At 68.8% G+C, this 26563-nt stretch carries 25 protein-coding genes and 1 tRNA gene; 14 read left to right on the plus strand and 12 right to left on the minus strand.

Features of this window, described 5'->3' with window-relative positions:
* Window positions 1-28: 28 nt before the first annotated feature.
* The 3 genes from GWI24_RS06895 to GWI24_RS06905 are packed head-to-tail and all read right to left on the minus strand — an operon-like array spanning window position 29 to window position 1955.
* The gene (locus GWI24_RS06895) at window positions 29-1420 is read right to left on the minus strand and encodes an FtsK/SpoIIIE domain-containing protein (protein ID WP_210945009.1); all 1392 of its coding nucleotides are present in this window, start codon (window positions 1418-1420) and stop codon (window positions 29-31) included.
* Window positions 1417-1620: a hypothetical protein gene (locus GWI24_RS06900; RefSeq protein ID WP_210945010.1), complete on the minus strand. Its 204-nt coding sequence runs from the start codon at window positions 1618-1620 to the stop codon at window positions 1417-1419. Before GWI24_RS06900 ends, GWI24_RS06895 begins: the two co-directional genes overlap by 4 nt.
* Window positions 1617-1955 carry a hypothetical protein gene (locus tag GWI24_RS06905; RefSeq protein WP_208515119.1) on the minus strand — a complete coding sequence of 113 codons (339 nt, stop codon included), beginning with the start codon at window positions 1953-1955 and terminating at the stop codon, window positions 1617-1619. Before GWI24_RS06905 ends, GWI24_RS06900 begins: the two co-directional genes overlap by 4 nt.
* A 143-nt stretch (window positions 1956-2098) precedes the next feature.
* Between GWI24_RS06905 and GWI24_RS06910 the strand changes: the two genes are divergently transcribed.
* On the plus strand, window positions 2099-2527 hold the full coding sequence (locus GWI24_RS06910) for a GntR family transcriptional regulator (RefSeq protein WP_210945011.1): 429 nt from the start codon (window positions 2099-2101) through the stop codon (window positions 2525-2527).
* A 1200-nt stretch (window positions 2528-3727) separates the two neighbouring features.
* Here GWI24_RS06910 and GWI24_RS06915 read toward each other — a convergent pair.
* Window positions 3728-4099 (minus strand): DUF6415 family natural product biosynthesis protein, encoded by a 372-nt coding sequence (locus GWI24_RS06915; protein WP_210945012.1) that lies wholly within the window; start codon window positions 4097-4099, stop codon window positions 3728-3730.
* A 205-nt stretch (window positions 4100-4304) separates the two neighbouring features.
* Here GWI24_RS06915 and GWI24_RS06920 point away from each other — a divergent pair, with 205 nt between their 5' ends.
* Window positions 4305-5588, plus strand: a complete 1284-nt coding sequence (locus tag GWI24_RS06920) for a transcriptional regulator (RefSeq protein ID WP_210945013.1) — start codon at window positions 4305-4307, stop codon at window positions 5586-5588.
* On the opposite strand, the gene GWI24_RS06925 is transcribed toward GWI24_RS06920, so the two are convergent.
* From GWI24_RS06925 to GWI24_RS06945, 5 genes are all read right to left on the minus strand, one after another.
* Complete coding sequence (locus GWI24_RS06925) at window positions 5569-6228, minus strand: HAD family hydrolase (RefSeq protein ID WP_210945014.1); 660 nt, start codon at window positions 6226-6228, stop codon at window positions 5569-5571. The genes GWI24_RS06920 and GWI24_RS06925 overlap by 20 nt on opposite strands.
* 222 nt (window positions 6229-6450) lie before the next feature.
* A complete protein-coding gene (locus GWI24_RS06930) occupies window positions 6451-7953 on the minus strand; it encodes a PIN-like domain-containing protein (RefSeq protein WP_210945015.1) in 1503 nt (500 codons plus the stop codon).
* A gap of 727 nt (window positions 7954-8680) precedes the next feature.
* Window positions 8681-9079 carry a hypothetical protein gene (locus tag GWI24_RS06935; RefSeq protein WP_210945016.1) on the minus strand — a complete coding sequence of 133 codons (399 nt, stop codon included), beginning with the start codon at window positions 9077-9079 and terminating at the stop codon, window positions 8681-8683.
* 155 nt (window positions 9080-9234) lie between these two features.
* Window positions 9235-10686, minus strand: coding sequence for an amidase (locus tag GWI24_RS06940; RefSeq protein WP_210945017.1), 1452 nt, complete (start codon window positions 10684-10686; stop codon window positions 9235-9237).
* A gap of 152 nt (window positions 10687-10838) precedes the next feature.
* Window positions 10839-11060 (minus strand): hypothetical protein, encoded by a 222-nt coding sequence (locus GWI24_RS06945; RefSeq protein WP_210945018.1) that lies wholly within the window; start codon window positions 11058-11060, stop codon window positions 10839-10841.
* Here GWI24_RS06945 and GWI24_RS06950 point away from each other — a divergent pair.
* The 5 genes from GWI24_RS06950 to GWI24_RS06970 all read left to right on the plus strand — a co-directional run bounded on the left by GWI24_RS06950 (window position 11044) and on the right by GWI24_RS06970 (window position 17388).
* Window positions 11044-11742 (plus strand): SDR family NAD(P)-dependent oxidoreductase, encoded by a 699-nt coding sequence (locus GWI24_RS06950; protein WP_210945019.1) that lies wholly within the window; start codon window positions 11044-11046, stop codon window positions 11740-11742. The two genes, GWI24_RS06945 and GWI24_RS06950, sit on opposite strands and share 17 nt — an antisense overlap.
* A gap of 173 nt (window positions 11743-11915) precedes the next feature.
* Window positions 11916-12557: a hypothetical protein gene (locus GWI24_RS06955; protein ID WP_210945020.1), complete on the plus strand. Its 642-nt coding sequence runs from the start codon at window positions 11916-11918 to the stop codon at window positions 12555-12557.
* Window positions 12558-12866: 309 nt separating this feature from the next.
* Window positions 12867-15158 carry an MMPL family transporter gene (locus tag GWI24_RS06960; protein ID WP_210945021.1) on the plus strand — a complete coding sequence of 764 codons (2292 nt, stop codon included), beginning with the start codon at window positions 12867-12869 and terminating at the stop codon, window positions 15156-15158.
* A gap of 206 nt (window positions 15159-15364) precedes the next feature.
* Window positions 15365-16711: a sensor histidine kinase gene (locus tag GWI24_RS06965; RefSeq protein WP_210945022.1), complete on the plus strand. Its 1347-nt coding sequence runs from the start codon at window positions 15365-15367 to the stop codon at window positions 16709-16711.
* Window positions 16708-17388 carry a response regulator transcription factor gene (locus GWI24_RS06970; protein ID WP_210945023.1) on the plus strand — a complete coding sequence of 227 codons (681 nt, stop codon included), beginning with the start codon at window positions 16708-16710 and terminating at the stop codon, window positions 17386-17388. The genes GWI24_RS06965 and GWI24_RS06970 overlap by 4 nt, the downstream gene beginning before the upstream one ends.
* Window positions 17389-17426: 38 nt before the next feature.
* On the opposite strand, the gene GWI24_RS06975 is transcribed toward GWI24_RS06970, so the two are convergent.
* Window positions 17427-18059 carry a hypothetical protein gene (locus GWI24_RS06975; RefSeq protein ID WP_210945024.1) on the minus strand — a complete coding sequence of 211 codons (633 nt, stop codon included), beginning with the start codon at window positions 18057-18059 and terminating at the stop codon, window positions 17427-17429.
* Between the two features lie 183 nt (window positions 18060-18242).
* Between GWI24_RS06975 and GWI24_RS06980 the strand changes: the two genes are divergently transcribed.
* Window positions 18243-18491, plus strand: coding sequence for a hypothetical protein (locus tag GWI24_RS06980; protein WP_247615994.1), 249 nt, complete (start codon window positions 18243-18245; stop codon window positions 18489-18491).
* Window positions 18492-18560: 69 nt separating this feature from the next.
* Window positions 18561-18634 (plus strand) — tRNA-Met (locus GWI24_RS06985).
* 87 nt (window positions 18635-18721) lie between these two features.
* On the opposite strand, the gene GWI24_RS06990 is transcribed toward GWI24_RS06985, so the two are convergent.
* Entirely contained in the window at window positions 18722-19429 is a 708-nt protein-coding gene (locus GWI24_RS06990; protein WP_308343528.1) for a hypothetical protein, read from the minus strand.
* 155 nt (window positions 19430-19584) lie between these two features.
* Here GWI24_RS06990 and GWI24_RS06995 point away from each other — a divergent pair, with 155 nt between their 5' ends.
* Window positions 19585-20451, plus strand: a complete 867-nt coding sequence (locus GWI24_RS06995; RefSeq protein ID WP_210945026.1) for an amidohydrolase family protein — start codon at window positions 19585-19587, stop codon at window positions 20449-20451.
* 112 nt (window positions 20452-20563) lie between these two features.
* Here the strand turns inward: GWI24_RS06995 and GWI24_RS07000 are convergent, their stop codons facing one another.
* Window positions 20564-21436, minus strand: a complete 873-nt coding sequence (locus GWI24_RS07000; RefSeq protein WP_210945027.1) for an LLM class F420-dependent oxidoreductase — start codon at window positions 21434-21436, stop codon at window positions 20564-20566.
* 174 nt (window positions 21437-21610) lie between these two features.
* Here GWI24_RS07000 and GWI24_RS07005 point away from each other — a divergent pair, with 174 nt between their 5' ends.
* From GWI24_RS07005 to GWI24_RS07020, 4 genes are all read left to right on the plus strand, one after another.
* Entirely contained in the window at window positions 21611-22348 is a 738-nt protein-coding gene (locus GWI24_RS07005; RefSeq protein WP_138914898.1) for a response regulator transcription factor, read from the plus strand.
* A gap of 152 nt (window positions 22349-22500) precedes the next feature.
* Window positions 22501-24393, plus strand: coding sequence for a HAMP domain-containing sensor histidine kinase (locus GWI24_RS07010; RefSeq protein WP_247615995.1), 1893 nt, complete (start codon window positions 22501-22503; stop codon window positions 24391-24393).
* A 26-nt stretch (window positions 24394-24419) separates the two neighbouring features.
* A complete protein-coding gene (locus GWI24_RS07015; RefSeq protein ID WP_210945029.1) occupies window positions 24420-25718 on the plus strand; it encodes a bifunctional glycosyltransferase family 2/GtrA family protein in 1299 nt (432 codons plus the stop codon).
* On the plus strand, window positions 25715-26563 hold an 849-nt coding region (locus GWI24_RS07020; RefSeq protein WP_210945030.1), incomplete at its 3' end, for a glycosyltransferase family 39 protein. The genes GWI24_RS07015 and GWI24_RS07020, both read left to right, overlap by 4 nt.

Consider the following 26563-nt stretch of genomic DNA (forward strand, 5'->3'; position numbering starts at 1 on the left):
GTGACAAGCAGGCCGGGGACGGGACGGGTCAAGCTGCCTCCCGCTTGGTGAACGAGTCATCCACCCGCATCGCGGAGACCGCCAGTTCCTCCAGCAGCTCGGCGGGGTCGCGGGTCAAATGCGCGGTCTCGGTGGCGATGCGGGCCGCGTCCGCGTCGGCCACATACGGCGTGCGGATGCGAGCGAAGCCGGGCCGCCCCTGGTGAGCCATGGCGGCCACACCGACATACGCGGGATCCTGGAGTGCGGTGGGGTTGGCGTCCGGCCAGTTGCGGATGTCCTCCCCCAGCGCGACCACGGCCGCTTCGGCGGTCTTCTGGGCGAAGGACAGGCCCACCGGGCACACGTCCCGGATGAACGTGGGGATGGCATCCCCGGTCGCCTTCTGCGTCGCGATGATCACCAGGATGCCGACGTTCCGGCCCTTCTTCACCAGATCCTCCACCAGCCGCGCATTCTCAGCAGCAAGCGCGGCAAGCCTCTTCGTCCGGGTGTCCGACCCCTTGTAGTCGCGGAAGTAGGTGTGCGCTTCGTCCACGATGAGCACGGTCAACGGCCAGGCGGCCGAGGGCCCGACGTGCCACATGTTCTTCACGCCCAGCAGGGCCCGGATGGAAGCCGACCGGTCCCGCCGCAGCTTCACCAACCGCGAGAACAGCGCGTTCGCCTCTTCCAGATCGTCACCGACGAACGCGAAGACCCGCTCGGTCAGATCGGCGTAGTCCCCCTCATGGGACGAGGTCACCTTGCCGTCCGCCACCGCGTACTGCACCGCACCGGACGGCGCCGTATCGCAGATGAACCGGTTGACCAGAGACGTCTTACCGAACCCGGGCAACCCGGCCACGGTGACGCCCGGCACGTTGGCCAGGCTCACGCTCACCGGCTGCGCGTACTCGTCCACGCCCAGATCCCACACCGCCAACTCCTCCGGCACAGTGCCGGTAGGGATGTGCTCGGTGGGAACGATCAGCGGATCAATCCGCACCCCACGGATCACCAGTGACCCTGGCTGGTCCGGGAGGACCGACACCCGCGTGCACCGCCACGCATCAGCCAGATACGGCGCCGCCCGCTGGAACTCCGCCAGACCCACCTTCGGCAGGCACACCGCGTGCACCAGCACCCCGTACCGGTCGGCGGTCACCCGGATCTTCGGGATCAGGACGCGAGGCTTGGGCACCTTCCCGTCCGGCGCCACGATCACCGCCGGGGGCGTCTTGTCGGTCACCGACAGCCCCACCATCGGAGCCAGCCGACGCCACCGCCGCCGTACACCGATGGCCTGCCGGATGCTCGCCCGCGTCATGGTGTCGGCACGCACATAGCGCACCAGCCACCACAGGGCCCATATGCCGATCAGGGCCAAGGCCGCCCCGGCAACAGCCGGGGCAGACCCGAACACCTCCTGCACAGTCACAGCACGTCCTTGTTCGTGTAGAGGAATCGGTACAGGGATATCCGCAGTTCCAGCAGGTCACGGCCCGATGCGAGCCTGGGGTAACCATGCGACTCGATCACCTTGGCCACGTCGAAGAGCAAGCCGTTGGTGAACCGCGAATCGTCATCCCCGCTCTCCGGCTCGACCGGATAGACCGGCTCAGGGGTGGCGGCCGTCACTTGACCAGCTCCAGCGACGCCGCCCGGTAGGCCACGCCATCGGACAGCTGACCGTTGAAGAGCCGCGCCCACGGAGTGGCGAACAGCTCCGCCACCCGCACCGGCATCCCCGGCTGAAGACCACCCGGCAGGCCGCTCTCGGGAACGGTGATCTTCATCTGCTCGGCGCGGCCCTCTTCCATGAGGAAGACGGTCAGGGTGTGCAGGGTCTCCCCGGTGTCGCGGTCGGTGGCGACCTCACCCGTGTTGGGGTCCTTGATCTTCGGCACCGGGAGGGTGCCAGCGATGAACTGAGTGGAGGGCAGCAGCCCCACGCGGATACGGGTCATAGCCATGCTCGAACTCCCTTTCGTGGCCGACCGCTTGTGCGATCGGGTCACAACTATGACCTAGCCAGGCTAGCTAGGTCAAGCGAGCTAGCTATGGGAGTTCAAGGGTCTGGGTGTGTTAGGTGGGCTAACACGGCTACCCTGGGACCATGACGCCGTCGACGCACGACGCCCGCCCGCCGTATCAGCAGGCAGCCGAGGCCATCCGGGCCGAGATCAAGGCGGGCAAGCTCAAGCCGGGGGAACAGCTCCCCTCGCATCGCGAGCTGCAAGAGCGGTTCGGCATCGCCAACATGACCGCCCGCAGCGCCCTGCGCGTGCTCCGCGAAGAAGGCTTGATCTACACAGTGCAGGGGCGTGGCAGCTATGTCGCAGACTTCGGACCCAACACGGTCGTGGGAGTTGTGTCAGGTCCGGTGGTGCAGGCAAGAACGGTTTCGGACCCCGGCAGCGCTCAGGCAGACGGGGCCTTGATCGAAACCCTTCAGGCTGTCCGTGACCAGCTCCGAGCCTTGAACGCGGAAGTCCAGACTCTCAAGCGGGAAGTCGCCGAACTGAAATCGCAGCAGCGCTCGTAGGGCGTCCTTTCTGGATCTCCGCCACCTCAGCGCGAATCTCCTCCAGCTCACCGCGCAGGCGCTCAGCCATAGCCGCGATCTCGGCCAGCAGCGCCCGCTCCTGCTCGGTCAGCACCAGTTCCCCCTTGTCGTCTGCGCGTTGGTCGCGCGCATCCTGCATTGCGATCCTCCGGCGATCTTCTGGTGCGAGCTGTTCAGAGTTTCCTTACTGGATCAAGGCGGCCCGCTTGCGCGGGCCGCGCGCGCTGGCGGCCCGTGGCCGCCGCCCGCTCCTGTCTGCCGCCCCGCTCAGCGGCGCCCCCGTGCCACTCAGCGCGCCACTCCGCACCAGCAGCGCACCTAGCGCAGTCAGCATCTGGAACAGCTCCCACAGAGCTCCTGCCGACCGCAGTGGACGCGTCGACGTAGCAACACGGCCAAGGCCACATGCCCAGTCCTGCCAGCCGTCGAGGGGCGGCTACGCGGAGCGGTTTACATGACCGGCCGTCCGCCGACTGCGGCCATCGCCGTTGTGCGCGTAGGAACGGCCAGCGGGGAGGGGAGGGGTGCCCGGCCGGGGGTATGTCGATCGTCGGCCCCGGCCCGGTACGGCCGGCCGCCGTCCTGTCGCCGTCACGGATGAGAGCGCGTGAGCAGACCGAACTGCCCGGTCCTGGCGGGCGGGGAGCAGCTGCTGCCGCGCGGTGGCTCAGGCCATCGTGGTCGCTCCGCGTCGGTTTCCGTATCGCGGTGGCCGACCTGCGTGTCGTAGACGCTCTGGTGACCGCCACCATCGAGCCCGCCACTCCGTATCTGCCTCGCACTCGTCACCACCCCTTTGCTCCGCCTGAACTCACCTGGAAATGGGCGGCGTCGAAACGAGTACGACAACCACCCCGGTACCATCGGCACCGGGGTCCTGATCACGGACTTCCCACCGGGCTACCCCTTGGCCTGCCAGGGTTTTGAGGGGTAGCCCGGTTTTGCGTATGCGGTTGTTCTGCTGTGCGGTCCGACTCCCGGCCTCGCGGATCGTCTGTTGGGCGCGGGCATGGGGAGCCGGACCGCTGACGGCGGACGGGGCAGTGTCCGCCGCTCCTGGGCGTGGTGGGTGACATCCACGAGGCGAACGGGGCGTTGTCGCCGCGTAGTCACCGCGCCCAGGGAGGGCGGGAGCTGCGGGTCCTTCCCATGGGCAGCAGCTCCCGCCCGGTCATTAGGTCACCCGTCACCTTCCTGGGCGAGACCGGAGTTGTTGAGCAGGAACTGACACGTGTAGCCCAAGCTCCGAACGTGCCACTCAGCCGACCGCAAGCCGGAGCCCAGCCCCTGACGCACCTCATGCGGGATGGTGTTCAACCTGCTGCGCTTCGAGTACCAGGCCACAGTGGCCCGGTTCAGACGGTCGATCCGCGTCTCTGCCAGCGGCATCAACGTATGAATGTGCCCCAGCAACGCTTTGTGCAGGTCGCGCAGTTCTTCGTACGGCGGCAGTACCGTCCGCGTCACTAAGGCGTTGACGATCGTCCTCTTGATCTCCTCGACGTCCACTTCGTCTTGCTGCTCGCCTGCGCGTTGCACCGCCGCGCTCATGGCCTTCACCCCGCATGTTTGCTGTCTGTTCGGCCTTAGACATGGTGGGGTTACAGGACGTCCCAATGAAGGCCGCTTAGAGGACTTAAAGAGGACTTCTATGGGACCTGATGGCGAGGTCAGGAAGGTGAGGGTCCCCAAATGGGCCCTTCAAAGCTACCGTTGGCGGAGCTGACCAGCCCCATCGAAACTGTGAGGAAGTCCAGTGCCCAGGCCAGTGGGAAACGTTCGACTCAAGGCCGCCCGGCAGGCGGCGGGATACGCGTCTCAGGAAGCGTTGGCGGAGGCCATCCGTAACACCGCTCCTCAGCTCGGCATACGGTCGTTGCAGATCAGCGTGCGCCAAGTCCGCCGCTGGGAGTCAGCGAATCCACCATGGCCACAGCCTGACGTTCAGCGGGTATTGACGCATCTGCTGGGCCAGTCCATCGAGGAACTGGGCTTCACCGCCCCGTGGGACGGCACGAGTTCGACGCGGGAGGGTGCCAGTCGACGGCCCGTCGCAGCATCGGGAGCGCCCCCGATCGGCCCCGTTCCCGGGCCGTTTCCCACCGCGAGCAATGCCACGCAACCAGCCACGGTAGGCAGTGACTTCGCCGCGATCACGGCCGCTCACCGACGCCTGTACTGGTCCGTGCAGCCCTCCCAACTCCACGCCACCGTTGTGGAGCACACACGTCTGGGCACAGCGCTCATTGGTGAGACGTCCGGCCGCTGCCGTACGGCCCTGGCCGCCGCACTCGCCGAGTCCTACCTTCTGGCCGGACGTATTGACTTCTTCGACCTCCAGCAGCCCAATGCCGCGAACAACGCGTTTGTGCGTGGCCTCCAGGCCGCGGGGGAAGCCGACGACGCGCTTTTGGGAGCGGCGATCCTGGCGCATACCGCGTTCATCCCAGGCTGGGAGGGCCATAGGGAAGACGCCGAAGAGCGCATGTCTGCTGCCCGTGCGTACGCCCGCAGGGGCAACGCCCCCGCGATGATGCTCGCTTGGCTTGACGCCGTCGAGGCCGAGTGCATGACACGGTGCAACGACACCCGTACAGCGCTGCGCCTGATCTCCCACGCCGAAGGCGTACTGGCCGAAGGCGATACGGACGAGCCATGCCCGGTGTGGATGGACTGGTTCAGCCCCGTCCGCCTCGCCGCGTTCAAAGGCAACACCCAGCTGATCGCCGGACACACGGCCCAGGCTCGGGCCACGCTGCTGGGAGTCCTTGACAACCTGCCTGCCGACGACGGCAAGCAGCGGACCATCATCCTCGGCGACCTGGCCGCCGTGGAAGCCGCAGCCGGTAGGCCAGAGGAAGCCTGCCGATGGGCCAACGAAGCGCTCGATCAGCTCAGCGTGACCTGGTACGCCGTCGGCATGGACCGGATACGCGACGTCCGCAAGCGGCTGCACGCATGGCGCGACGAACCGTACGTCCGCAGCCTGGACGACCGGATGTACGGCTGGGGAACGACCGTCAGTGCTCTTCAGCGCTGAGACTGGCAACCAACCCCGGCAACTCGGCAAGGCTGCGCACGCGGAAGGTCGGCACCGCGACGGCATCCGGCTCGTCCCACTGGATCGTGGCCCACGGACCACGCCGGACCAGCGCCGTCTTCATGCGCACCTTGTCCGCCGGGCGGATGTCGTTGTCCAGCCGATCACCGACGTAAAGGATCTCCTCGGCCGGGCAGGGAGCCGCGTCCGCCACATGAGAGAAGAACGCCGGATCGGGCTTGGACACGCCCCAGTCGTCGGACGTGGCGATGAAGTCGGCTGGGAGGTCGAGCGAGCGCAGTATGCCCCCGGCCCGAACCGTCTGGTTGCCCGCGATACCCACCCAAAGACCAGCCTCCCGCAGCGCCGCCAGCGTCGGACGGACATCCGCGTACAGATCGCTGTCATCAAAGTGCTCAGGCTGGCCGGCCCCGGCCCGCTTCTCCCGCTCTTCGTACAGATCAAAGCCAGGGCGGAAGACCTGGAACGTCTCGCGGTAGTCCCGCCCCTGAGCGATCACGGCACCGAACATCGCCGCGAACGTGTGCCGGGGCACCCCCAGCCAGTCCGCCCACGTGCCGTACTCGCGCGTCTCATCGACCAGGCACTCACCGACATCGAAAACCACAGCTCGGATCATGATGAGCAGGGTAGGCCAAACGGAGCGCGAATCGCCGCTGGGGCCCTCTCCTAAGCTCACCCAAGCAAGGCTGACAGGAAGCCAGAGGCCACTGCCGTCATCGCGGCACTCAACGCCATCCGACCCGATCTCAGTCTGAAACCGGCTGGTCGAGGAGACGCGTAACCCTACATTGCGCGACCGGGTCATTATACCCGAATTGGGACTACTCCCGATGGAGCTTCAAAGCTCCCGCACGTACTCGAAATCCAATTCACCCCTGTAGTCAATCACCAGCGTTGCCAAGTAGGCTTGCCGGACTCCTTCCTCTGCATTTGACGTAAACAGAATCAACATGGGCCTAACGTCAGGACTAAGCGGGCTCATTAGGCCTGACACCTCCGATTTCAGGCGGATTTCTGAGAAATTCATAGCTTCAGGCTGCCTGAGGAGGGCAGCTAGGGTGTGCCGTATGGGTTTCTGGTTGTTCAGGTATCTCAGAGCGTGATCTATGTTCGAATAGTGAGTCGAGTATCGAAACGGGACAAGCAGGCGATTGCCGATAACAGGGTATGTCTCACCGTTCACGAAAGCAGAGGTCCCGCCAAGAGCGTTCACGGCATCGTTGATAGCCTCCAAGAAGGCGGCTTGGACAAGCTGCCCATAGGGCGAATTCTTCACGCTCACAGAATTTGCTGCCCGAGCGGCTCGGTCGTGCGCCTGCGACAGAAGCGAAGGAATGGTCGAAATCAGGGACTTAGGCAACCACTTTGCCGATTCGACTGCCTCACTCGTGGCCAGGTCGTTTACGGACCGCTCGTCAACCTTCAGCCCAAATACGCGATCAGCTTGAGTAAGTAGCTGACTTGGCGTCATCATATACAGATCAACGCCCGCTCGCCTTCTTAGCTCGACTCGCAATTCAGTTCTCGGCCGCGCAAGGCCGCGACCGTCAAGTGACTCCCACCAGTCTTCCTTTACGTCTCCGGTGACAAGAAGAACATCCTGCCCGCGCTGTTCGGCCTCATTGAGAAGCTGCGCCCAAACCAGATAATCACCGGCCGCTCGCTTCGGATCCTTTTCGCTGTCTTCGTAGCCCGGCGGGATCTTTTCGTTAGCCCGCCGGGCAGCTTCGGTGAGGGATTTCGTGTGCTCCTCTTCCGTGAAAGCACTTCCGACTCTCCCTTCCAAAAGGGGCTCTAGGCCCTGAAGGATTGGGTCAGTAAGGGTCGAAGCGGTTCCATCCAGGGCATCTTTTTGTGCTTGACTTTCAATAAATTCCTTCAACTGCGCCAGCGTCTTGGCCACCGATTCCCTGGCCGAATTAACGTGCTTATTTGCTCTCTCATCGTTGACGAGATGAACGTCTTTCAGCCAGCGATCCAGCGCGTCCTTCATGGCGCGCGAAGTCTTGTCGAGGGCGGAACAGGCGTCTCGGGCCTTAGATTTATGGTGGCCACGCACAGAAGGAAGATCGCGGTTACGCCAAAATTCGGAGAGGACCTGATGGGGTATCCAAAGACGCTCTCTCACCTTACCGAGAACTGTGAAGGTGTCCTTTCGAGTGCGCTCGTTGGAGCGGTAAAGATTCAAAAGAACGTTGGTGTCAAGGACGATGATTCCGGATGCAAACAGCCGCTCGTAATCTGCCTTCGATGGTGTCCGGTAGGCGTCGTCGCAGTCATAGATACCCCGCGTCGGGGCTAGCTCGGGCACCCCTCCCGATGCGGTTGCTTCGTCGGTCATTCATCCCCCTGTGCCAGCAAGACTCCGTAGACAGTTTTGCACCCAATGCCGGTGACGGCAGCGGTTTGCATGTGCTGACCCAGCTTGGCCGCAGTGCCGACCTCCTGAGCTTGACAGCACTTCGTGACGGCAACACCGGCGCACATTGCCTTATCAGGAGAGCCGCTTACGCACCACGCCGGTAGGTAGATGCAGCGGCGCCCCTGAACGCTGCATCACCCGGACGAACTCCTAAAGCGCTGGTCAGTGCTGCTGTACAGCAGCGAAGTACAGCAACCACCTCAACCACAGTCGGCCGACACCGGCCCCGGCCGACCGGCTGACCAGCCCAGCAGACCTCAGCAACCGCCCGGCCCGTAGTTCGGGACGAAGAGGCCGTGACCCGCGCGGATGCGGTTGCTGAGGAATCGATGTGTGGCCACAAGCCCAGCGACTGGCGACTCGGTAAGTCACCATCCAAACCATGGCGATGCTTTCGAATGTCTTACGGTCAGTGGGCTGCGGGTGACAGCAACGTTGACAGCAACGTCGGCACACGGTGCCTTCCGGGGGCCCAGTACAGGCACTGCTTCGGAGCACGGCCGAGGCTGTTACCAGCCCCCTGCCCGAACCTACGGATCAAGAGGTTGCAGGTTCGAATCCTGCCGAGCGCGCAGCAGCTCAGAGGCCCCTTCCGATCATTGGAAGGGGCCTCTTGCGTATGCGGTGACATCGGCTCTCGGAGCGATCACTCTGCTGGTGCGGTGGGACGGAACAGTGCCAGGAAGCCGCCAAGCAGGGCGAACGCGAGAAGGAACAGCTCCGTTTCCATCCTGCTGATGCTGCCCTCGGTCAGCTGGGTCCCGAGAATGATCCACATCGCTGATCCCATGCTCACCAGCAGTTGATTGTCTCGCTCCCGCAGCAATCGCATCCCTGCCCACAGCAGCAGGGGCACCAGTGTCAGCCAGGCGAGTGTGGCCAGCGCCCCTTCGATGAACCCTGCGCCGATACCCGCGTCCGGATTGGCCTGTTGCGCTTCCGACTCCCACCGCTCGGCGGATTCCCAGACCCAGTACGTCGCATGGGCCGCGGCCGCCGAGACGACGATGCCCTTTGCCCAGCGGCCTAACCTGCTGCTCAACATGGCTTCACCATGCACAGCCCAGCCCTCGCATGCCTGAGTACCCGTACTCAAAGCGGACCAGAAGGTGTGGAGAAGGGGGCCTGGCGATCGGATGAGTTGGACGGGTTGTCGATGCACCACACACAGCGGCTGCGGTCGAACCACTTGCTTACGCCCTACTTCGGTGCCTGGAAGCCGCCGATCTTCTGTTCGAGCAGTTCGGCCAGCCGCAGTGGGGTGCGGTCCTCGAGCATCGGGCCGATGAGCTGCACTCCCACCGGCAGGCCCTCGGGGGACCGGGCCGCTGGTATGGCGGTGGCGGGTAGGCCGGGCATGGTGGCCAGGCCGGCCCAGACGAGCTGGTCCAAGTACGGGTAGGCGGCGCCGTCGATGTCGATCCGGCGTTCCAGAAGATCGGGGTTGTGGTCGTGCGGGAACGCGGGAGTGGGCGTGATGGGACACACCACGGCGTCGAACTCGGCGAAGAGCCGCCGCCAGCCGTGGCGGTGGAGCTCGCGACGGCTGTCCGCCTCGATCCAGTCGCGGTGGCTGAACACGATGCCGCGCAGCCGCGCCGCATCGAGACTCAGGTCGTCCGCGCCCAGTCCGGCGGCGCGGGTCCGTAGCTGCTCATACGCTTCGGCGGGAAAACGCGCACTGAAGCCCGAAAACAGCAACTGCATGTAGAGCACCGCGGCTTCGCTCAGATCGGGCAGCAGCGGGCTGTGCCGTTCGACGCGGGCGCCGTCGTCGGCGAGCGCGTCGGCCACCCGGTTCACGCCCGCCCGCACAGCGGACCCGGTCGGGATGAGCGGATGCTCGTCGAGGACCAGGACCCGGAAGTCGCGGAGTCGCTCGTGGCGCGCGGGCGGCAGCGTCACATCGTGCGCCACGCCGAGCGTCAGCGGGTCCGGTCCGGCCATGACGTCGAGCAGGAGCGTGAGGTCGCGGGCGGTGCGCGCCATCGGACCGACGACGGCGAGGTCGAGGTCGACCGGCAAGGCCGGCGCGGGCGGCGGGACCATACCGCGGTTCGCCGCCAGCCCGAGCGTCGGCTTGTGCGCGTAGACACCGCAGAAATGCGCGGGGGTGCGCAACGAACCGCCGATGTCGGAACCGATGGACAGCGCGCCGAATCCGGACGCCAGGGCCGCCGCCGATCCACCGGAGGATCCACCCGGCGTACGACCGTGATCCCACGGGTTGTTGGTGGTGCCGTAGATCTCGTTGAAGCTCTGCACATCTTGCAGCCCCAAGGGCACATTGGTCTTTCCAAGCACCACCGCGCCCGCGGCCTTGAGCCGCGACACCTGCACCGCGTCCTCGGCCGGTATGTAGTTCCGGTGTGGCGGCATGCCCCAGGTCGTGGGCAGTCCGGCGATGTTGTAGGACTCTTTGACCGTCACCGGAATGCCGAGCAGCGGCCGGTCCTCACCGCGGGCGCGCGCCTGGTCGGCATCGCGCGCGGCGGCCCGTGCACGGTCGAAGTCCGGCACACAGATCGCGTTGATCGCCTTGTCGTCCCGCTCGATACGGGCGATCGCCTCGTCGGTCAGTTCCGCCGAGGTCACTTCACCGGCACGCAAGGCAGCCGCGAGTTTTTCGGCCGTCAGAAAATTCCACTCCATGAATCCGACCGTATCGACCTCTGGGAGAGGTCATAAAACGCCGTTTCGCACAATGGGGTGGAGGGCTCAATGCTCATTGTGTTCCTCTCCGGCCACAGATAATTCGCTCGACCGTTGGCCGCCCTCGGTCAGCCGGCAGCTCTCGGGTACCGCTACTCGCTTCGGGTCTGCCTGTCGATCATGGACACCAGGGTCGAGACGAGTTCCTCGGCCGAAACGTGCCACTTCTCCGCGGGAAGGTGCCCACTGACCTCCATGCCCGTCATGCCATGCGTGCTGGTCAGCAGCAGTGCCGCGAATCGCCGGGCGTGCCGTTCGCCGACCAGATCACCGACGATGGCGAGGAACTCGTCCTGGGTGCGGCCGGACCACATCGCGCGGCTGGCCTCCCGCCTCGACGATGACTCGCGGGCGGGTGCGCTGCGGGCGCTGGTGAACAATGCCGCCATCCAGCTCAACTCCCCTGTCGAGGCTCTGCCGTTGAGCGAGTGGCGCCGGCAGTTCGAGGTCAACCTCTTCGGCCACATCGCCGTCACCCAGGCGCCGCTGCCCGCGCTGCTGCGCCACTCGGGCCGGGTGGTCAACATCAGCTCGGTCGGCGGGCGGGTCGCCATGGCCACGTACGGCCCCTACGCGGGCACGAAGTTCGCCCTCGCGGCGGTCAGCGACTCGCTGCGCCGGGAGCTGGCGCCGCTGGGCGTGCGAGTGGTCGTCGTCGAGCCCGGCGCGGTCCGTACGGAGATGTCGGACCGGCTCATCACCACCGCGAACCGGCTGGCCGCTGCCATGTCACCGGAGCAGCGGGACCGCTACGGAAGGCTGATCCAGGCGACCAACGCGCATTCCGCCACCCACATAAAACGTGGCAGGCCCGCCGACGGCGCGGCCCGGTTGATCGCGAAGGCCGTGACCGCCGGAAAGCCTCGCACCCGCTACACCGTCGGCCGTGACGCGGCCCTGATCACACGCCTGTCGCGGGTACTGCCCGATCGGATGCTCGACCGCATCCTCGCGGCCGGCCTCCGTCCGCACTACCCGAGGACAGCCATGGCATGAGGCCCCAGTTCGGCAGGTCCTGGCCTTGGGGCTACTGGTTGCGCCGCCGCTGCACGGGATTAGTTGTCCGTTAGCGGAACGCCAACGCGATCTTAGTGGAACGCCAACGCGATCTTCGAAGCTGATTGTCGTCCGGGAGCGAGACGACAGAACACAGCAACGAAGAGGTCACGATGAACACCGCCGCCACCACCACCAACCGCTTTCGCGGCCGCGCCGGCCGCCGTATCGCCGCCGCCCTTGTCGCCGCCGCGGCGCTGAGCTTGGGGGCCACGGCCTGCGGGCCGGAAGACTCCGGGGCCGACTCCTCCGGCTCCTCGGCCTCGGCCCAGCCCACGAACGGCTCCTCCTCGGACAACTCCGGTTCGCAGGGCCAGAACGGCGGCAAGACCGACACGGCGCCACCCGCCGCCGGCACCGGTGGCGGCACCGGTGGCGGCACCGGTGGTGGCAACGGTGGCGGTACCGGTGGTGGGTCCGCCGCCCCCGGGGGCGGCGCCGCCAACGCGGGGAACCACCGCACGTACGTCGGCACACTGAAGTACCTCGCGCCCGGCAAGCTGACCGTCAAGCCCGAGAGCGGCAACAGGGAGCAGGCATTCCTGATCTCCAACGCCACGCGGATCCTCGGCGCGGCCGCGATCTGCTCCGACGACGGCGGCACCGTGTCCATCGGCGACGACGGTTACGGCACCTCCAAGTGCACCGTGGAGCAACTGGAGAAGGCCGCGAAGACCAACAGCGTGACCGTCCGCGTCACCATGAACCCCAAGTCCGGCGCCGCCGAGACGGTCGAGGAGAAGTACCACCCGTAAGCCCTGCGTTCCACACTCCGCGCGCCCGGTGGGCCCTCCGCCCGCCGGGCGCGCATGCTCGCGCGATCACGCACGCTATGCGGTGACAACAGCGGTCGATGGCCATTGCCGCCACCCGGGCGGGTGTGTCGTACCAGCGGCGGACCCGATCGGCCGGTGTGTACTGCGTTCTCAGTAGCGCGAAATGTCGGCAGGCGCACGACGACAGGACGGCCCGCTCCCGGAGAGTCTGGGCGGACAGTCGGCACCAGATGCCGACAGTCGGCACCAGATGCGGACAGTCGGCACCAGATGTGGAGACCTCCTGTCGTGGCTACATTCCTTTACCAAGTGGGCCGTCTGGCCTTCCGGCGGCGCTGGTACGTCGCTCTGGTCTGGGCGGCCGTCCTGGCCGCCGTCGGGCTGGGCGCGCTCAAGGCCTCGGGGGCTTCCGACGAGGAGTTCTCGATGCCGGGCATCGAGTCCCAGAAGGCGTTCGACCTGATGGAACAGCGCTTCCCCGGAGCCTCCGCCGATGGCGCGACCGCCCGGGTCGTCTTCGTCGCGCCGAGCGGTGAGAAGGTCACCGCCACCGAGAACAGGCAGGCCGTCGAGAAGGCCGTGGCCAATCTGGGCGACGGGGCACAGGTCGCGAGCGCCGTCGACCCGTTCCAGGCGAAGGCCGTCAGTAAGGACGGCACGACGGCGTACGCGACGGTCACCTACAAGGTCGCCGCCAACGACCTCACCGGCGCCAGCAAGAACGAGCTGGAGCGGGCCATCCACACGGCCCAGGACTCCGGGCTGACCGTCGAGGCCGGTGGAAGCGCGATGGACGACGGTGCCGGGCCCGGTGGTGCGGCCGAGGTGATCGGTGTCGCGATAGCCGCCGTCGTGCTGCTGGTCACCTTCGGTTCGCTGGCCGCCGCGGGACTGCCGCTGCTGACCGCCATCATCGGCGTCGGCGTGAGCATGGCCACCATCCTGACCCTGTCCGAGGCGCTGGGCCTGTCCACGACGACCGGCACCCTGGCGATGATGCTGGGTCTCGCGGTCGGCATCGACTACGCCCTGTTCGTCGTCTCCCGTTACCGCGAGGAGCGCGCCAAGGGCCGGGTGCCGCAGGAGGCGGCCGGTCTGGCGGTCGGCACGGCCGGTTCCGCGGTCGTGTTCGCCGGGCTCACCGTCGTCATCGCGCTGGCCGGACTCGCGGTGGTCGGCATCCCGATGCTCACCAAGATGGGCCTGGCCGCGGCGGGCGCGGTCGTCGTCGCCGTACTGGTCGCGCTGACGCTGGTCCCGGCGTTCCTCGGCTTCTGGCCGAACGCCGTGCTCCAGCGGCGGGCCCGCCGGAGCGGACGGATCGAGGACGAGGGCACCCGGGACAACGGGGGCAGCCGCTGGGCGCGGTTCGTGCTGCGGCGGCCGCTGCCCGTACTGCTGCTCGGCGTGGTGGGCCTCGGGGCCCTCGCGGTGCCGATGACGGATCTGCAACTCGGCATGCCCGGGGACGAGGCCAAGTCGACCTCCACCACCGAGCGTCGGGCCTACGACGCGCTCGCCGAGGGCTTCGGGCCGGGCTTCAACGGGCCACTGACCGTCGTCGTGGACGCGAAGGGGGACACCGACCCGAAGGGCGCCGCCGACACGGTCGCGAAGGAGATCGGCGGTACCGAGGGTGTTGTCTCCGTCTCCCCGGCCCGCTTCAACAAGGCCGGTGACACGGCCGTCTTCCAGGTCGTGCCGTCCACGGCGCCGACCGACGAAAGGACCAAGGACCTGGTCACGACCATTCGGGGGGAGCGACCCGGGGTCGAGTCCGAGACCGGGGCGACCTTCGAGGTCACCGGCACCACCGCGCTGAACATCGATGTCTCCGACAAGGTGCAGGCCGCGCTGATCCCCTACCTGGTCGTCGTGGTGGGCCTCGCGATCGTGCTCCTGCTGGTGGTCTTCCGGTCCCTCTTCGTCCCGCTGAAGGCGGCCCTCGGCTTCCTGCTGTCGGTGCTGGCCTCCCTCGGCGTGGTCGTCCTCGTCTTCCAGCAGGGCCACGGCGCCGGACTCCTGGGCGTGGAGCAGACCGGCCCGATCATGAGCCTGATGCCGATCTTCCTGGTGGGCATCATCTTCGGCCTGGCCATGGACTACGAGGTGTTCCTCGTCTCGCGGATGCGGGAGGCGTACGTCCACGGCGAGCGGCCCGGCCAGGCGATCACATCCGGCTTCCGGCACAGCGCGCGCGTGGTGGTGGCCGCCGCGCTGATCATGATCGCGGTGTTCGCCGGGTTCGTCGGCGAGAGCGACTCCATGGTCAAGATGATCGGGTTCGGGCTCGCCTCCGCCGTCCTGTTCGACGCCTTCGTCGTACGGATGGCGATCGTGCCCGCCGTGCTCGCCCTGCTCGGCGACAAGGCCTGGTGGCTGCCGAAGTGGCTGGACCGGCTGCTGCCCAAGGTCGACGTCGAGGGCGAGGCGCTCGGCCGCCGGTCAGAAGCGGGACCGGGACCGGGAGCGGGACCGGGATCGGAAGCGGAGGCGGGAGCGGAAGCGGAAGCGGGAGCGGGAGCGGGATCGGACCCGGAACCGGCCGGGACGACCGGCCGGGAAGTGGCCCGCACCTGATCGACGGCCCGACCCGCCCCCGCCGGGGCCGCCCGTGGCGAACGACATGGGCGGCCCCGGCGGCGGTCCGCGCGGGGAACGAGTGCGGTGGCTCCAGAGCACCGAATCGGTCCCGGCGGCCCACAGAGCACCGAATCCGTCACAGTGGCTCACAGAGCACCGAATCGGTCACGATGGCCCACAGCACCGAGCGGAGAGCCCAGCCGATGAGCACCAGCCTTGAGCGTTACACGGACCGTTTCGAGCAGTACGCCGACCGCTACCCCCATGTCATCGACGTGGTGCTGGTCCTGGCGCTGATGGGCTGTGCGGTCCTCGGCAGCAACCTCACCATGCCCGGCGCCGAGCCACCCGACCAGGACAAGACCGCCACCGTCCTCATGGGCGTGTCCTGCCTCGCCCTGCTGAAGTACCGCGGCCATCCGCGCACCGCGGTCGTCGTGACCGCGGTCTGCACCGTGATCGCGATCTGGCTGGGGTACCTGCTCACCCCCCTGCTGCTGGGACCCGTCATGGCGGCGCTCTACTGGCTGGCCATGCTCACCGACCGCAAGACCACACGCGTCTTCGGCGTCACCATCATGGCGGCGCTGATGACCGCGTCAGCGGTCTCCGACTCCATGGACAGTCTGTCCCTGGTGCTCCGGACGATCGGCCCCTTCTTCTGGCTGCTGCTGCCGCTCGCCGCCGGCAACATGACCCGGCTGCGGCGCGCCTACCTGGCCTCGGTGCAGGCCCGCGCCGAACACGCCGAGCGCACCCGGGAGGAGGAGGCGCGGCTGCGCGTCACCGAGGAGCGCATGCGGATCGCCCGCGAGCTGCACGACGTCGTGGCCCATCACATGGCCCTGGCCAACGCGCAGGCCGGTACGGCCGCCCATCTCGCGCTCACCAGTCCGCAGCAGACGAAGAAGATCCTCACCGATCTGACCGGCACCACGTCCTCCGCGCTGCGCGAGCTGAAGGCCACGCTGGGACTGCTGCGCCGATGCGACGACCCGGCCTCCGCGTCGCTGGAGCCGTCTCCCGGCCTCGCCCGACTGCCCGAACTGGTCTCGGCGTGCGCGTCGGCGGGGCTCGCCGTCACGGTCAGCACGACAGGGGAGCCCCGCCCGCTCTCCCCCGGGGTGGACCTGACCGCGTTCCGGATCGTGCAGGAGGCGCTCACCAATGTCTCCAAGCACGCCGCCGTGGACTCCGCACAGGTACGTCTGGCCTACTCCGGATCTCGCCTGCTGATCACGGTCAGCAACGACGGCCCGGACACCACCGGCACCACCGGAGCCGCCGAGGCCACCGATGCCGCCGAGGCCGCCGATACCGCCAAGGCCGTGCCGGGCCGGGGCTTCGGCGTCATGGGGATGCGTGAACGCGCCCGCACCATCGGCGGCGAGCTCTGTGCGGGACCCCGCCCGGAGGGCGGCTTCGAGGTCACCACCGCGCTGCCGCTCCAGTCCTCGGCACCCTCGGCACCCTCGGCACCCTCGGCACCCTCGGCACCCGAAGCGGCCGTAGGCGCCACAGATGCTCCAGCGGGAGGAGAAGAGTCATGACCATCAGGGTGCTGCTCGCCGATGACCAGACCTTGCTGCGGGCCACCTTCCGGATCCTGATCGACTCCTGCGAGGACATGACGGTGGTCGGGGAGGCGTCGGACGGCGCGGAGGCGCTGGAGCTGACCCGCGCCCACCACCCTGACATCGTCCTCATGGACATCCGGATGCCGGGTACGGACGGTCTCGCCGCCACCTCCGCGATCTGCGCCGCCCCGGAGCTGGCCGCCACCCGGGTCCTCATCCTGACGACGTTCGAGACCGAGGACTACGTCGCCCAGGCGCTGCGCGCCGGCGCGAGTGGCTTCCTCGGCAAGGACGTCACCGCCGACACCCTGCTGGCCGGACTGCGCACGGTGGCCTCCGGCGAGGCGCTGCTGTCACCCGCCGCGACCCGCACCCTCATCACGAACTTCCTCATGTCCCCCGCCCCCGACGCCCACCTCGCGCCCCCGCAGCGCCTGTCGGAGCTCACCGTCCGCGAGCGCGAGGTGATGGGCCTGGCCGCCGAGGGCCGGTCCAACACCGAGATCGCCGAGGTCCTCACGCTCAGCCCGCTGACCGTGCGCACCCACATCCACCGCGCGATGACGAAGCTGGGCGCCCGCGACCGCGCCCAACTGGTGGTCATCGCCTACCAGACGGGTCTGGTACGGGCGACGCCGCCCACACCGTGACCGTGGCCGTGGCCGCCGACCGGCGTCACCGCGAGAACTCACTTCTGGACCGGCGGGCAGTAGCCGGTGTCCTCGCCGATGGAGTTGATTTCGGCGTTGGGCCTGGTGTCGCCCGCGTAGTTGATCTGGTCCGTGCACTTCACGTCGGGCTTCTTGGGGGTGCCCGAGGGGGTGTCGGTCTTTTCCGGTTCCGGGCAGTAGCCGGTGTCCTCGCCGATGGAGTTGATTTCGGCGTTGGACCGGGAGTCGCCCGCGTAGTTGATCTGGTCCGTGCACTTCACGTCGGGCTTCTTGGGGGTGCCCGAGGGGGTGTCGGTCTTTTCCGGTTCCGGGCAGTAGCCGGTGTCCTCGCCGATGGAGTTGATCTCGGCGTTGGACCGGGAGTCCCCGGCGTAGTTGATCTGGTCCGTGCAGCGCATCCCGGACTTCCTGGGGGTGCCTGACGGGGTGCCCTTGGCGGAGTCCTTGGCTTGGTCCTGGGCATTCGCCGTGGATGCGGGGGACTGCGGGGCGCTCGCGGAGGCGGAGGTGGAGGGTGAGGACGAGGAGCCGGTCTCGCCGTCCTGGCATGCGGTGAGCCCGAGCGCGGCCACGGCGATGATCATGGCGGCGGCGGCCTTGCGGGCGTGGCGGGCGTGGCGGGTGTGGCGGAGGGCGGTGCGGTGCGACATGGTCTTCCCCGTTCTCGTGATGTGGTGGTTCGGGCTCGTGAGAACAAGGCTGTCGGTCATCGCTGATGATCTACCGCCGTACGGCTAACGCTCCACTAATGCCCGGACGGGCCGTCGGAGTGGAGTGGTTACCGATGCTGCGGTGCCATGAGCCGGTGGCGGCTAGCCGGGGGTCCCGCGCTCTTGTCCGGGGCCCTCGTCTGGCTCGCGCTCGTCGTCTTCGACCTGGTGGTTCTGGACTGGTGGCTGTTCTGCACGGTCCGGCCCCGGTTCATGGTGCTGCCCGGGACGGAGGGCATGGCCGAGTACCGGGACTACGGCTTCCACTGGCGGGTGCCCGTTCCCCGGCCCGTTCCCTGGCCGCTGCTGACGGTCCTTGGGTACGGGGCGGTCGTCGGTGCTGTCTCGGCCCTGGTTGAGGCGCTTTTCTGAGTGGTCGGCCGGGGGCGGCGGTATGGATTTCCCTTAGCGGCGAGAACGACGTAGAGTTACGTCTACCGACGCGGGGTGGAGCAGCTCGGTAGCTCGCTGGGCTCATAACCCAGAGGTCGCAGGTTCAAATCCTGTCCCCGCTACTCAGATATCGAGGGCCCGGCACTTCTTCAGTGCCGGGCCCTCGGTCGTTCGCCGAGAGTTCGGTCGCGCCGAGGGCCCCGCCGCCGTCAGCGCGTGACCTTCCAGCTCACCGGGCGCTTGGTGTCATCGCCTGTGCTGTACGTCACTACCGACGGCCGTATGCCGTTGGGCACCAGGAACACCTTGCACAGGGAGACCTTCGCCCCTACCGCGAAGTCGTCCGGGTCCTTGCCCGGGCAGGCCGTCACCTCGGTGTCGCCGGTGATGAGCGGCTGGTCGTCCACACCGCTCGTGTCCTCGAGGCCGGTGGGGGTGTTGAGGAAGGGGTAGTGGAGGGAGTTCTCGCCGACGTTCTCGAAGGTCATGGTGACGTAGTACGGCTGGGTGGTCCGTACGTCGGACGGCTCCACACCCGCCGTCCTCAGCTCGGCATGGGTGCCCTTGCGCACGCTCACCGCCGTGACCCGCAGGGCGCCGCGCATATGGTCCGAGCCGCGCTTGTAGGTGACCGACGTGGGCTCGCCGAGCCGGAGGGTCTTGCCGCCGTCGCTGTCGGCCGCCATGTCGGCGCGGGTCGCGGGCCGCCGTCGGCCGGACGCGGCGGTGTCGTCCTCGCAGCCGGCGGTGGCGAGGGCGAGGAGGGTGACGCCGAGGGCGCAGACGAGGGCGGTCCCGGATCGGGCGGCGGCGCGAGGCGGGCAGTTGGGCATGGACGGTCCCCCGGTGGTTGATGGTGGTCGATCGGTGATGACGTCGAGCGAGTGATGACTGCCGTAGATGGATACGCCGGTCACGGAGCGTCAGTTCACCTTCTCGGTTCCCGTTGTGGTGATCTTGCTACAGATCATCATGGGCGTGACAAAACCACTGGTCGAGGCTGTGATCAACTCGAGGCGAGAGCTTGAGACGAGGCTGTAGCAATACGCCCGGGGCAACTACCGTGATCCGTATGGACGATCCCGCCGTGGTGTCGGTGCAGCGGTTCTGGCAGGAACTCGGGCTGCCCGGACTCATCGATGTGCACACCCACTTCATGCCCCAGCGCGTACTGGACAAGGTGTGGGCCTTCTTCGACGCCGTCGAGCCCCGCTGGCACATCACCTACCGCGAGGAGGAGGACGAACGCCTCGCGACGCTACGGGCGTTCGGGGCGCGGGCCTTCACCGCCATGCTCTACCCCCACAAGCCGGACATGGCGCGGTGGCTGAACGGCTGGGCGGCCGATTTCGCCGCCCGTACGCCCGACTGTCTGCACACCGCGACCTTCTTCCCCGAGCCCGGTGTGGAGGGGTATGTGCGCGCGGCGCTCGAGGGCGGGGCGCGGGTGTTCAAGGCCCATGTGCAGGTGGGGGCGTACGACCCGGGCGACGCGCTGCTCGACCCGGTATGGGGCATGCTCGCCGAGAGCGGGACGCCCGTCGTCATCCACTGCGGCTCGGGGCCCCACCCGGGCAAGTACACCGGACCGGAGCCGGTGGGGCGGGTGCTGGCCCGTCATCCTCGGCTGCGCCTGGTCATCGCGCATATGGGGCTGCCGGAGTACGCGGACTTCCTGGGGCTGGCGGAGCGGTACGAGGAGGTCCACCTGGACACCACGATGGCCTTCACCGACTTCACCGAGAGCCGGTGGCCGTTTCCGCGGTCGGGGCAGGGGAGGCTGGCCGCCCTGGGGGACCGGGTGCTGTTCGGGAGCGACTTCCCCAACATCCCGTACGGATACCGGCATGCGCTGGACGCGCTGACGCGGGTCGGGCAGGACGAGGAGTGGCTGCGCGGGGTGTGTTACGGGAACGCGGCGCGGTTGTTCGGGATATGACGGGTTGTGGCCGCTCCGGATGCGCCGGTTGTGGATGGAGCGCGGCTGTCTGGATATGGGGCTCGCCCGGTGCCTGCGTCGGCGCCGGGCGAGGGGGGGGTGCGGGGATCGGTCAGCTCTTGTCCAGCGGCAGCGCCTCGGCCAGCGTGCGCCACTGCTCGCGGGGGAGACCCTGGTCGTCGCTCACCACCTGGATCGCGATGTGGTCCGCGCCCGCGGCAAGGAACTCGTCCACGCGCGCCCGGATCGTCTCCGCGTCGCCGAGGGCGTACATGGCGGAGAGGAGACGGTCGCTGCCGCCGTCCGCGAAGTCCGCGTCCTCGAAGCCCAGCCGCTTGAAGTTGTTGGTGTAGTTGGGCAGCGCCAGGTAGCGGCCGAGGTAGTCGCGGGCGGTGGCGCGGGCGCGGTCCGGGTCCGTGTCGAGGACGACCTTCAGCTCCGGCGCGAGCACGGCCTCCTTGCCCAGGACGTCGCGGGCCTTTGCGGTGTGCTCGGGGGTGACGAGGTACGGATGCGCGCCGGCCGCGCGGTCGCGGGACAGCTTGAGCATCTTGGGGCCGAGGGCGGCCAGGACCCGCTGGGCGGCGGGGACCGGTGCCGGGGCGGAGTCCAGCGCGGTCAGGTACTCCTTCATCGCCGTGTACGGGCGCTGGTAGCGCTCACCGGCGAGCGCGCTGTGGCTCACGCCGAGGCCGAGGAGGAAGCGGCCGTCGTGGGCCGCGTTGAGCGCGGTGTGCCGCTCGGCGACGTAGGCCGCCTCGTGGTCCCAGATGCTCAGGATTCCCGTCGCGACGGTGATCCGGGAGGTGGCGTCCAGCAGGACTCCGGCCTGATCCGGGCCGGGGCTGCCACCGAGCCAGATGGCGCCGTACCCCAGCTCGTCCAGCTCGGCCGCCGCCTCGCTGACCTGCTCTGATGGGGCGAAGTCCGTCTTCAGGGCGGCGGTCCAGATGCCGATCTTGCCAAGTGCGGGACGAGAAGTCATACAGAGGGAAGCCGGAGAGTCCTTCCGGTTATTCCGTGGCTCCCACAGCTGTTCCGTGCCCCGGATCCGCCGTTTCGCCACCCGGCCGGTCCCGTCCCCGCCTCCACAGGATTCTCAGGTAATTCACAGGCAGCCGAAAGGGACCTCTCAGGGCCCGCTCCGAGGGTGGAGGTCATGATGCCGACCTCGCCTCATGGGCGTACCGAGCTGCTGCGCCCCGACGGGAGCCCCGTCCGGGTGCTGGTTGTGGACGACGAGTCGGCGCTCGCCGACCTGCTGTCGATGGCACTGCGCTACGAGGGGTGGGAGGTGCGCACCGCGGGTGACGGCGCGGAGGCGATCCGCATCACCCGTGAGCTGCGCCCGGACGCGGTGGTCCTGGACATCATGCTGCCCGATATGGACGGGCTCGCGGTGCTGGGGCGGCTGCGCCGCGAACTGCCCGATGTCCCGGTGCTGTTCCTGACCGCGCGGGACGCGGTGGAGGACCGGATCGCGGGGCTGACGGCGGGCGGGGACGACTACGTCACCAAGCCGTTCAGCCTGGAGGAGGTCGTCGCCCGGCTGCGCGGGCTGCTGCGCAGGTCGGGGGCGGCGGCCGCGCGCAGTGAGTCGGTGCTGGCCGTTGGCGATCTGATCCTGGACGAGGACAGCCACGAGGTGTCGCGCGGGGGGCAGGAGATCCATCTCACCGCGACCGAGTTCGAGCTGCTGCGCTATCTCATGCGCAATCCGCGCCGGGTGCTCAGCAAGGCGCAGATCCTCGACCGGGTCTGGAGCTATGACTTCGGCGGCCAGGCCAACGTGGTCGAGCTCTACATCTCGTATCTGCGGCGCAAGATCGACGCGGGGCGCAGCCCGATGATCCACACCCGGCGCGGCGCCGGGTATCTGATCAAGCCCGGGGAGTAGACACCGTGGCGCACCCCCCGCCCCGGCCGCCCCGGGGCCCCGACATGCCCGGCACCCACGGGACGCCTGGCGTCCCCGAGCCGTCCGGGACTCCTGGCGTCCCCGGGGCGTCCGGGACTCCTGGCGTCCCCGAGGCGCCTGGGACTTCCGGGATGCCCGGCGCCTCCCAGCCGCCCCTGGGCGCGGGAGCGGCGCAGGGGCGCGCGCACGCCCGGCGCGCCCAGCGGGCGGGACGCGCTCAACGAGCCGGGACCGCTCAACGAGCCGGGACCGCTCCACGAGCCGGGACCGCTCAACGCGCCGGGCGCACTCAGCGGGGCGGGCGCCGTCCCTGGTCCCTGCGCACCCGCCTGGTCGTCTCGGCCGTCGCCCTGATCGCGGTGGTCTGCGCGGTGATCGGCACGGTCACCACCCTCGCCCTGCAGTCGTATCTCCAGGGCCAGGTGGACGACGATCTGCGCGCGTCCGTCGGGCGGTTCCTGAACAAGCCGGGTCCGGTGGGCGGGCTCCCCCGGGACGATGTGCTCTTCGTCGCCTCGCCCGGCCAGCCCATCGGCACGGTCGGGGCGCGGTTCGGCCAGAACGGCGAGATCTCCATGTCCGGCAAGAGCAATGACTCGCCCATGACGAACGAGGTCGACGCCGAGAGCCGGGTGGACCCCCTGACCAGCGGTCAGCGGAAGGCGATCGCCGCCGTCCCCCTGGACGGAGACGTGCACACCATCGATCTGCCCGGCCTCGGCGGCTATCGGGCCGTGGCCCAGTCGGACCACCGGGAAGGCGGCATCATCCTCGCCTTCCCGCTCGACCAGACCCAGGAGACGGTCAACACCCTCATCCTCGTGGAGGTCTGTGTGGCCGCGGCCGGGCTGGTCGCGGCCGGGATCGCCGGGGCCGCGATGGTCGGCATCTCGCTGCGCCCGCTGCGCCGGGTGGCCGCGACCGCGACCCGGGTCTCCGAACTCCCCCTGCACAGCGGCGAGGTGGCGCTGCGCGAGCGCGTCCCGGCCTCGGAGGCCGATCCGCGCACCGAGGTCGGCCAGGTGGGGGCGGCGCTCAACCGCATGCTCGGCCATGTGGAGTCGGCGCTCGCGGCCCGCCAGGAGAGCGAGACGCGGGTGCGGCAGTTCGTCGCCGACGCCAGCCATGAGCTCCGTACACCGCTCGCCTCGATCCGCGGCTACGCCGAGCTGACCCGGCGCGGCCGGGAGGAGATCGGGCCCGACACCCGGCATGCCCTCGGCCGGGTCGAGTCCGAGGCCGGGCGGATGACCGGGCTGGTCGAGGATCTGCTGCTGCTGGCCCGGCTGGACGCGGGACGGCCGCTGGAATGCGCGGAGGTCGATCTGTCCCCGCTGGTCGTGGACGCGGTCAGCGACGCGCGGGCGGTCGGCTCCGACCACGAGTGGCGGCTGGAGCTGCCCGATGAACCGGCGGTCGTCTACGGCGACGACGCCCGGCTGCGCCAGGTGCTGGTCAACCTCCTCGCCAACGCCCGGACGCACACCCCGGCCGGTACCACGGTCACGGCGCGGGTGCTGTGGGGCGGGCCGCAGGCGTCGCCGTATCCGGCGCCGTACGGGCTCTCCTATGGGATGCCTTACGGGGCGTCCTCCCATGGCCACCGTAAGGGGCGCGGTTCGCCGCACGCCCAGCCGTACGCCCAGCCGCACGCCCAGCCGTACGCCCAGCCTTACGGCTCCCCGTACGCGGCCGCCCGCGCCGCCGGGGCCTTCGGCCCGCCGCAGCCGCCCTCGTACGTCTCGCTGGAGATCGAGGACGACGGTCCGGGCATCCCGTCCGAGCTGCTGCCGCATGTCTTCGAGCGGTTCGCGCGCGGCGACGCCTCGCGCTCCCGCGCCGCGGGCAGCACGGGGCTCGGCCTGGCCATCGTGCACGCGGTCGTGGCCGCGCACGACGGGCAGGTGACGGTGGACAGCGTGCCCGGGCGCACCGTGTTCGGCGTCCACCTGCCCGTGCACCGGGTCGTTCACCAGGGCGTAACGGACTCACAGGCAGGCCACAGGCTGACCACACAGCCGTGACAGCGCGGCCCGCGACCGTCGACCTCATGCGAACCGACACCCCTCTCGGGGCTCCGCCCGAGACACCCCTGCAGACCTTGCCCGTGCGCGGGCCGGTGACGGTCGTGCGCGGCCGTCCGGTGCTGGACGTCGTCATCCCCGTCTACAACGAGGAAGCGGACCTCGAGCGGTGCGTACGACGGCTGCACGACCATCTGGCCCGCACCTTCCCGTACGGCTTCCGGATCACCATCGCCGACAACGCCAGTACGGACCGCACGCCCGACCTCGCGGCCTACCTGGACGAGAGCATCGAGGAGGTGACGGCGGTCCGGCTGGAGCAGAAGGGGCGCGGGCGGGCGCTGCGCACCGTGTGGTCGCTGTCCGAGGCGCCCGTGCTCGCCTATATGGACGTCGATCTGTCCACGGACCTCAAGGCGCTGCTGCCGCTGGTGGCCCCGCTGATCTCCGGTCACTCCGACCTGGCGATCGGCTCCCGGCTGTCCCGCAGCTCACGGGTGGTGCGCGGGCCCAAGCGCGAGTTCATCTCGCGGGCGTACAACCTGATCCTGCGCGGCAGCCTGGCCGCCCGCTTCTCCGACGCCCAGTGCGGGTTCAAAGCGATCCGTAAGGACGTCGCGGAGCGGCTGCTGCCACTGGTCGAGGACACCGGGTGGTTCTTCGACACCGAGATGCTGGTGCTGGCCGAGCGGGCCGGGCTGCGCATCCACGAGGTGCCGGTGGACTGGGTGGACGACCCCAACAGCACGGTCCACATCGTGAAGACGGCCACGGAGGACCTCAAGGGTGTGTGGCGGGTGGGGCGCGCGCTGGCCACCGGTGCGCTGCCGCTGGACCGGGTGCGCCGTCCGTTCGGCGACGATCCGCGCGACCGGGAGCTGAGCGGGGTGCCGAAGGCCCTGGCCCGCCAGCTGGTCGGGTTCTGTGTGGTCGGCGCGCTGAGCACACTGGTCTATCTGCTGCTGTACTCCCTCTTCCGGATGGGCACCGGTCCGCAGGTGGCCAACGCCCTGGCGCTGCTGCTGTCGGCGCTCGGCAACACCGCGGCCAACCGGAGGCTCACCTTCGGCGTACGCGGCCGGGACCGCGCGATGCGCCACCAGGCCCAGGGGCTGGTCGTCTTCGGCATCGGCCTCGTGCTGACCAGCGGCTCCCTCGCCGCCCTGGACGCCGTCCCCGGCACCGCCTCGCACGGCACCGAACTGGCCGTGCTGATCGCGGCGAACCTCGCCGCGACCGTACTGCGCTTCCTGCTCTTCCGGGCCTGGGTCTTCCCGTCGGACAGCGGGGCCACGACCGACCACGACCCGAGGACCGATCGATGACCACCTACGACTACGGCACCCGGGAAGCCGGGCCGCCGCCGATCCCCGCCGACGCTCCCCGGCCGGGGCCGCAGGCACCCGGCGGCTCGCGCCTGGCGCGGGCCTGGAGAGGACGGCCGGAGGACCCGCGCTGGGCGCGGCCCGCCCTGTGGGCCCTGCTGGCCGCCACCACCGTGCTCTATCTGTGGAGCCTGGGCGCGTCCGGCTACGCCAACCAGTTCTACTCGGCCGCCGTGCAGGCGGGCGGCGAGAGCTGGAAGGCGTTCTTCTTCGGCTCCTCCGACGCCGCGAACTCCATCACCGTCGACAAGCCCCCGGCCGCGCTGTGGCCGATGGCCCTGTCGGTGCGGCTCTTCGGCCTCTCCTCCTGGGCGGTCCTCGCCCCCGAGGCGCTGATGGGCGTCGCGACGGTCGGGGTGCTGTACGCGGCCGTACGGCGCAGGTTCGGCGCGGCCGCCGGGCTTATCGCGGGCGCGGCGCTCGCGGTGACCCCGGTCGCGGCGCTGATGTTCCGCTTCAACAACCCCGACGCGCTGCTGTGTCTGCTGATGGTCTCGGCCATCTACTGCGTGCTGCGCGCGCTGGAGGACGCGCGCACCAAGTGGCTGGTGCTGGCCGGGGTCTGCTTCGGCCTCGGCTTCCTCACCAAGACGCTTCAGGCGTGGCTGATCCTGCCGCCGCTCGCGGTGGTGTACGCGGTGTGCGCCCCGGCGAAGTTCGGCCGGCGGATCGGGCAGCTGCTGCTCGCGGGGCTCGCGATGGTGGTGTCCGGCGGCTGGTGGGTCGCGATCGTCGAGCTGTGGCCGGCGTCCTCGCGCCCGTACATCGGCGGTTCGCAGCACAAC

It is taken from the genome of Streptomyces sp. MK37H (assembly GCF_018035285.1).
GTDB lineage: Bacteria > Actinomycetota > Actinomycetes > Streptomycetales > Streptomycetaceae > Streptomyces > Streptomyces endocoffeicus.

Bases quoted from the DNA above. Each gene is read 5' to 3' on its own strand.
- GWI24_RS06925 (WP_210945014.1), bottom strand. From the start codon at position 6,228: ATGATCCGAGCTGTGGTTTTCGATGTCGGTGAGTGCCTGGTCGATGAG.
- GWI24_RS06940 (WP_210945017.1), bottom strand. From the start codon at position 10,686: ATGGAGTGGAATTTTCTGACGGCCGAAAAACTCGCGGCTGCCTTGCGT.
- GWI24_RS07005 (WP_138914898.1), top strand. From the start codon at position 21,611: ATGATGCCGACCTCGCCTCATGGGCGTACCGAGCTGCTGCGCCCCGAC.
- GWI24_RS06915 (WP_210945012.1), bottom strand. From the start codon at position 4,099: ATGAGCGCGGCGGTGCAACGCGCAGGCGAGCAGCAAGACGAAGTGGAC.
- GWI24_RS07015 (WP_210945029.1), top strand. From the start codon at position 24,420: ATGCGAACCGACACCCCTCTCGGGGCTCCGCCCGAGACACCCCTGCAG.
- GWI24_RS06970 (WP_210945023.1), top strand. From the start codon at position 16,708: ATGACCATCAGGGTGCTGCTCGCCGATGACCAGACCTTGCTGCGGGCC.
- GWI24_RS06965 (WP_210945022.1), top strand. From the start codon at position 15,365: ATGAGCACCAGCCTTGAGCGTTACACGGACCGTTTCGAGCAGTACGCC.
- GWI24_RS06910 (WP_210945011.1), top strand. From the start codon at position 2,099: ATGACGCCGTCGACGCACGACGCCCGCCCGCCGTATCAGCAGGCAGCC.
- GWI24_RS06945 (WP_210945018.1), bottom strand. From the start codon at position 11,060: ATGTGGTCCGGCCGCACCCAGGACGAGTTCCTCGCCATCGTCGGTGAT.
- GWI24_RS07000 (WP_210945027.1), bottom strand. From the start codon at position 21,436: ATGACTTCTCGTCCCGCACTTGGCAAGATCGGCATCTGGACCGCCGCC.
- GWI24_RS06930 (WP_210945015.1), bottom strand. From the start codon at position 7,953: ATGACCGACGAAGCAACCGCATCGGGAGGGGTGCCCGAGCTAGCCCCG.
- GWI24_RS06905 (WP_208515119.1), bottom strand. From the start codon at position 1,955: ATGGCTATGACCCGTATCCGCGTGGGGCTGCTGCCCTCCACTCAGTTC.
- GWI24_RS06935 (WP_210945016.1), bottom strand. From the start codon at position 9,079: ATGTTGAGCAGCAGGTTAGGCCGCTGGGCAAAGGGCATCGTCGTCTCG.
- GWI24_RS07010 (WP_247615995.1), top strand. From the start codon at position 22,501: ATGCCCGGCGCCTCCCAGCCGCCCCTGGGCGCGGGAGCGGCGCAGGGG.
- GWI24_RS06995 (WP_210945026.1), top strand. From the start codon at position 19,585: ATGGACGATCCCGCCGTGGTGTCGGTGCAGCGGTTCTGGCAGGAACTC.
- GWI24_RS06975 (WP_210945024.1), bottom strand. From the start codon at position 18,059: ATGTCGCACCGCACCGCCCTCCGCCACACCCGCCACGCCCGCCACGCC.
- GWI24_RS06955 (WP_210945020.1), top strand. From the start codon at position 11,916: ATGAACACCGCCGCCACCACCACCAACCGCTTTCGCGGCCGCGCCGGC.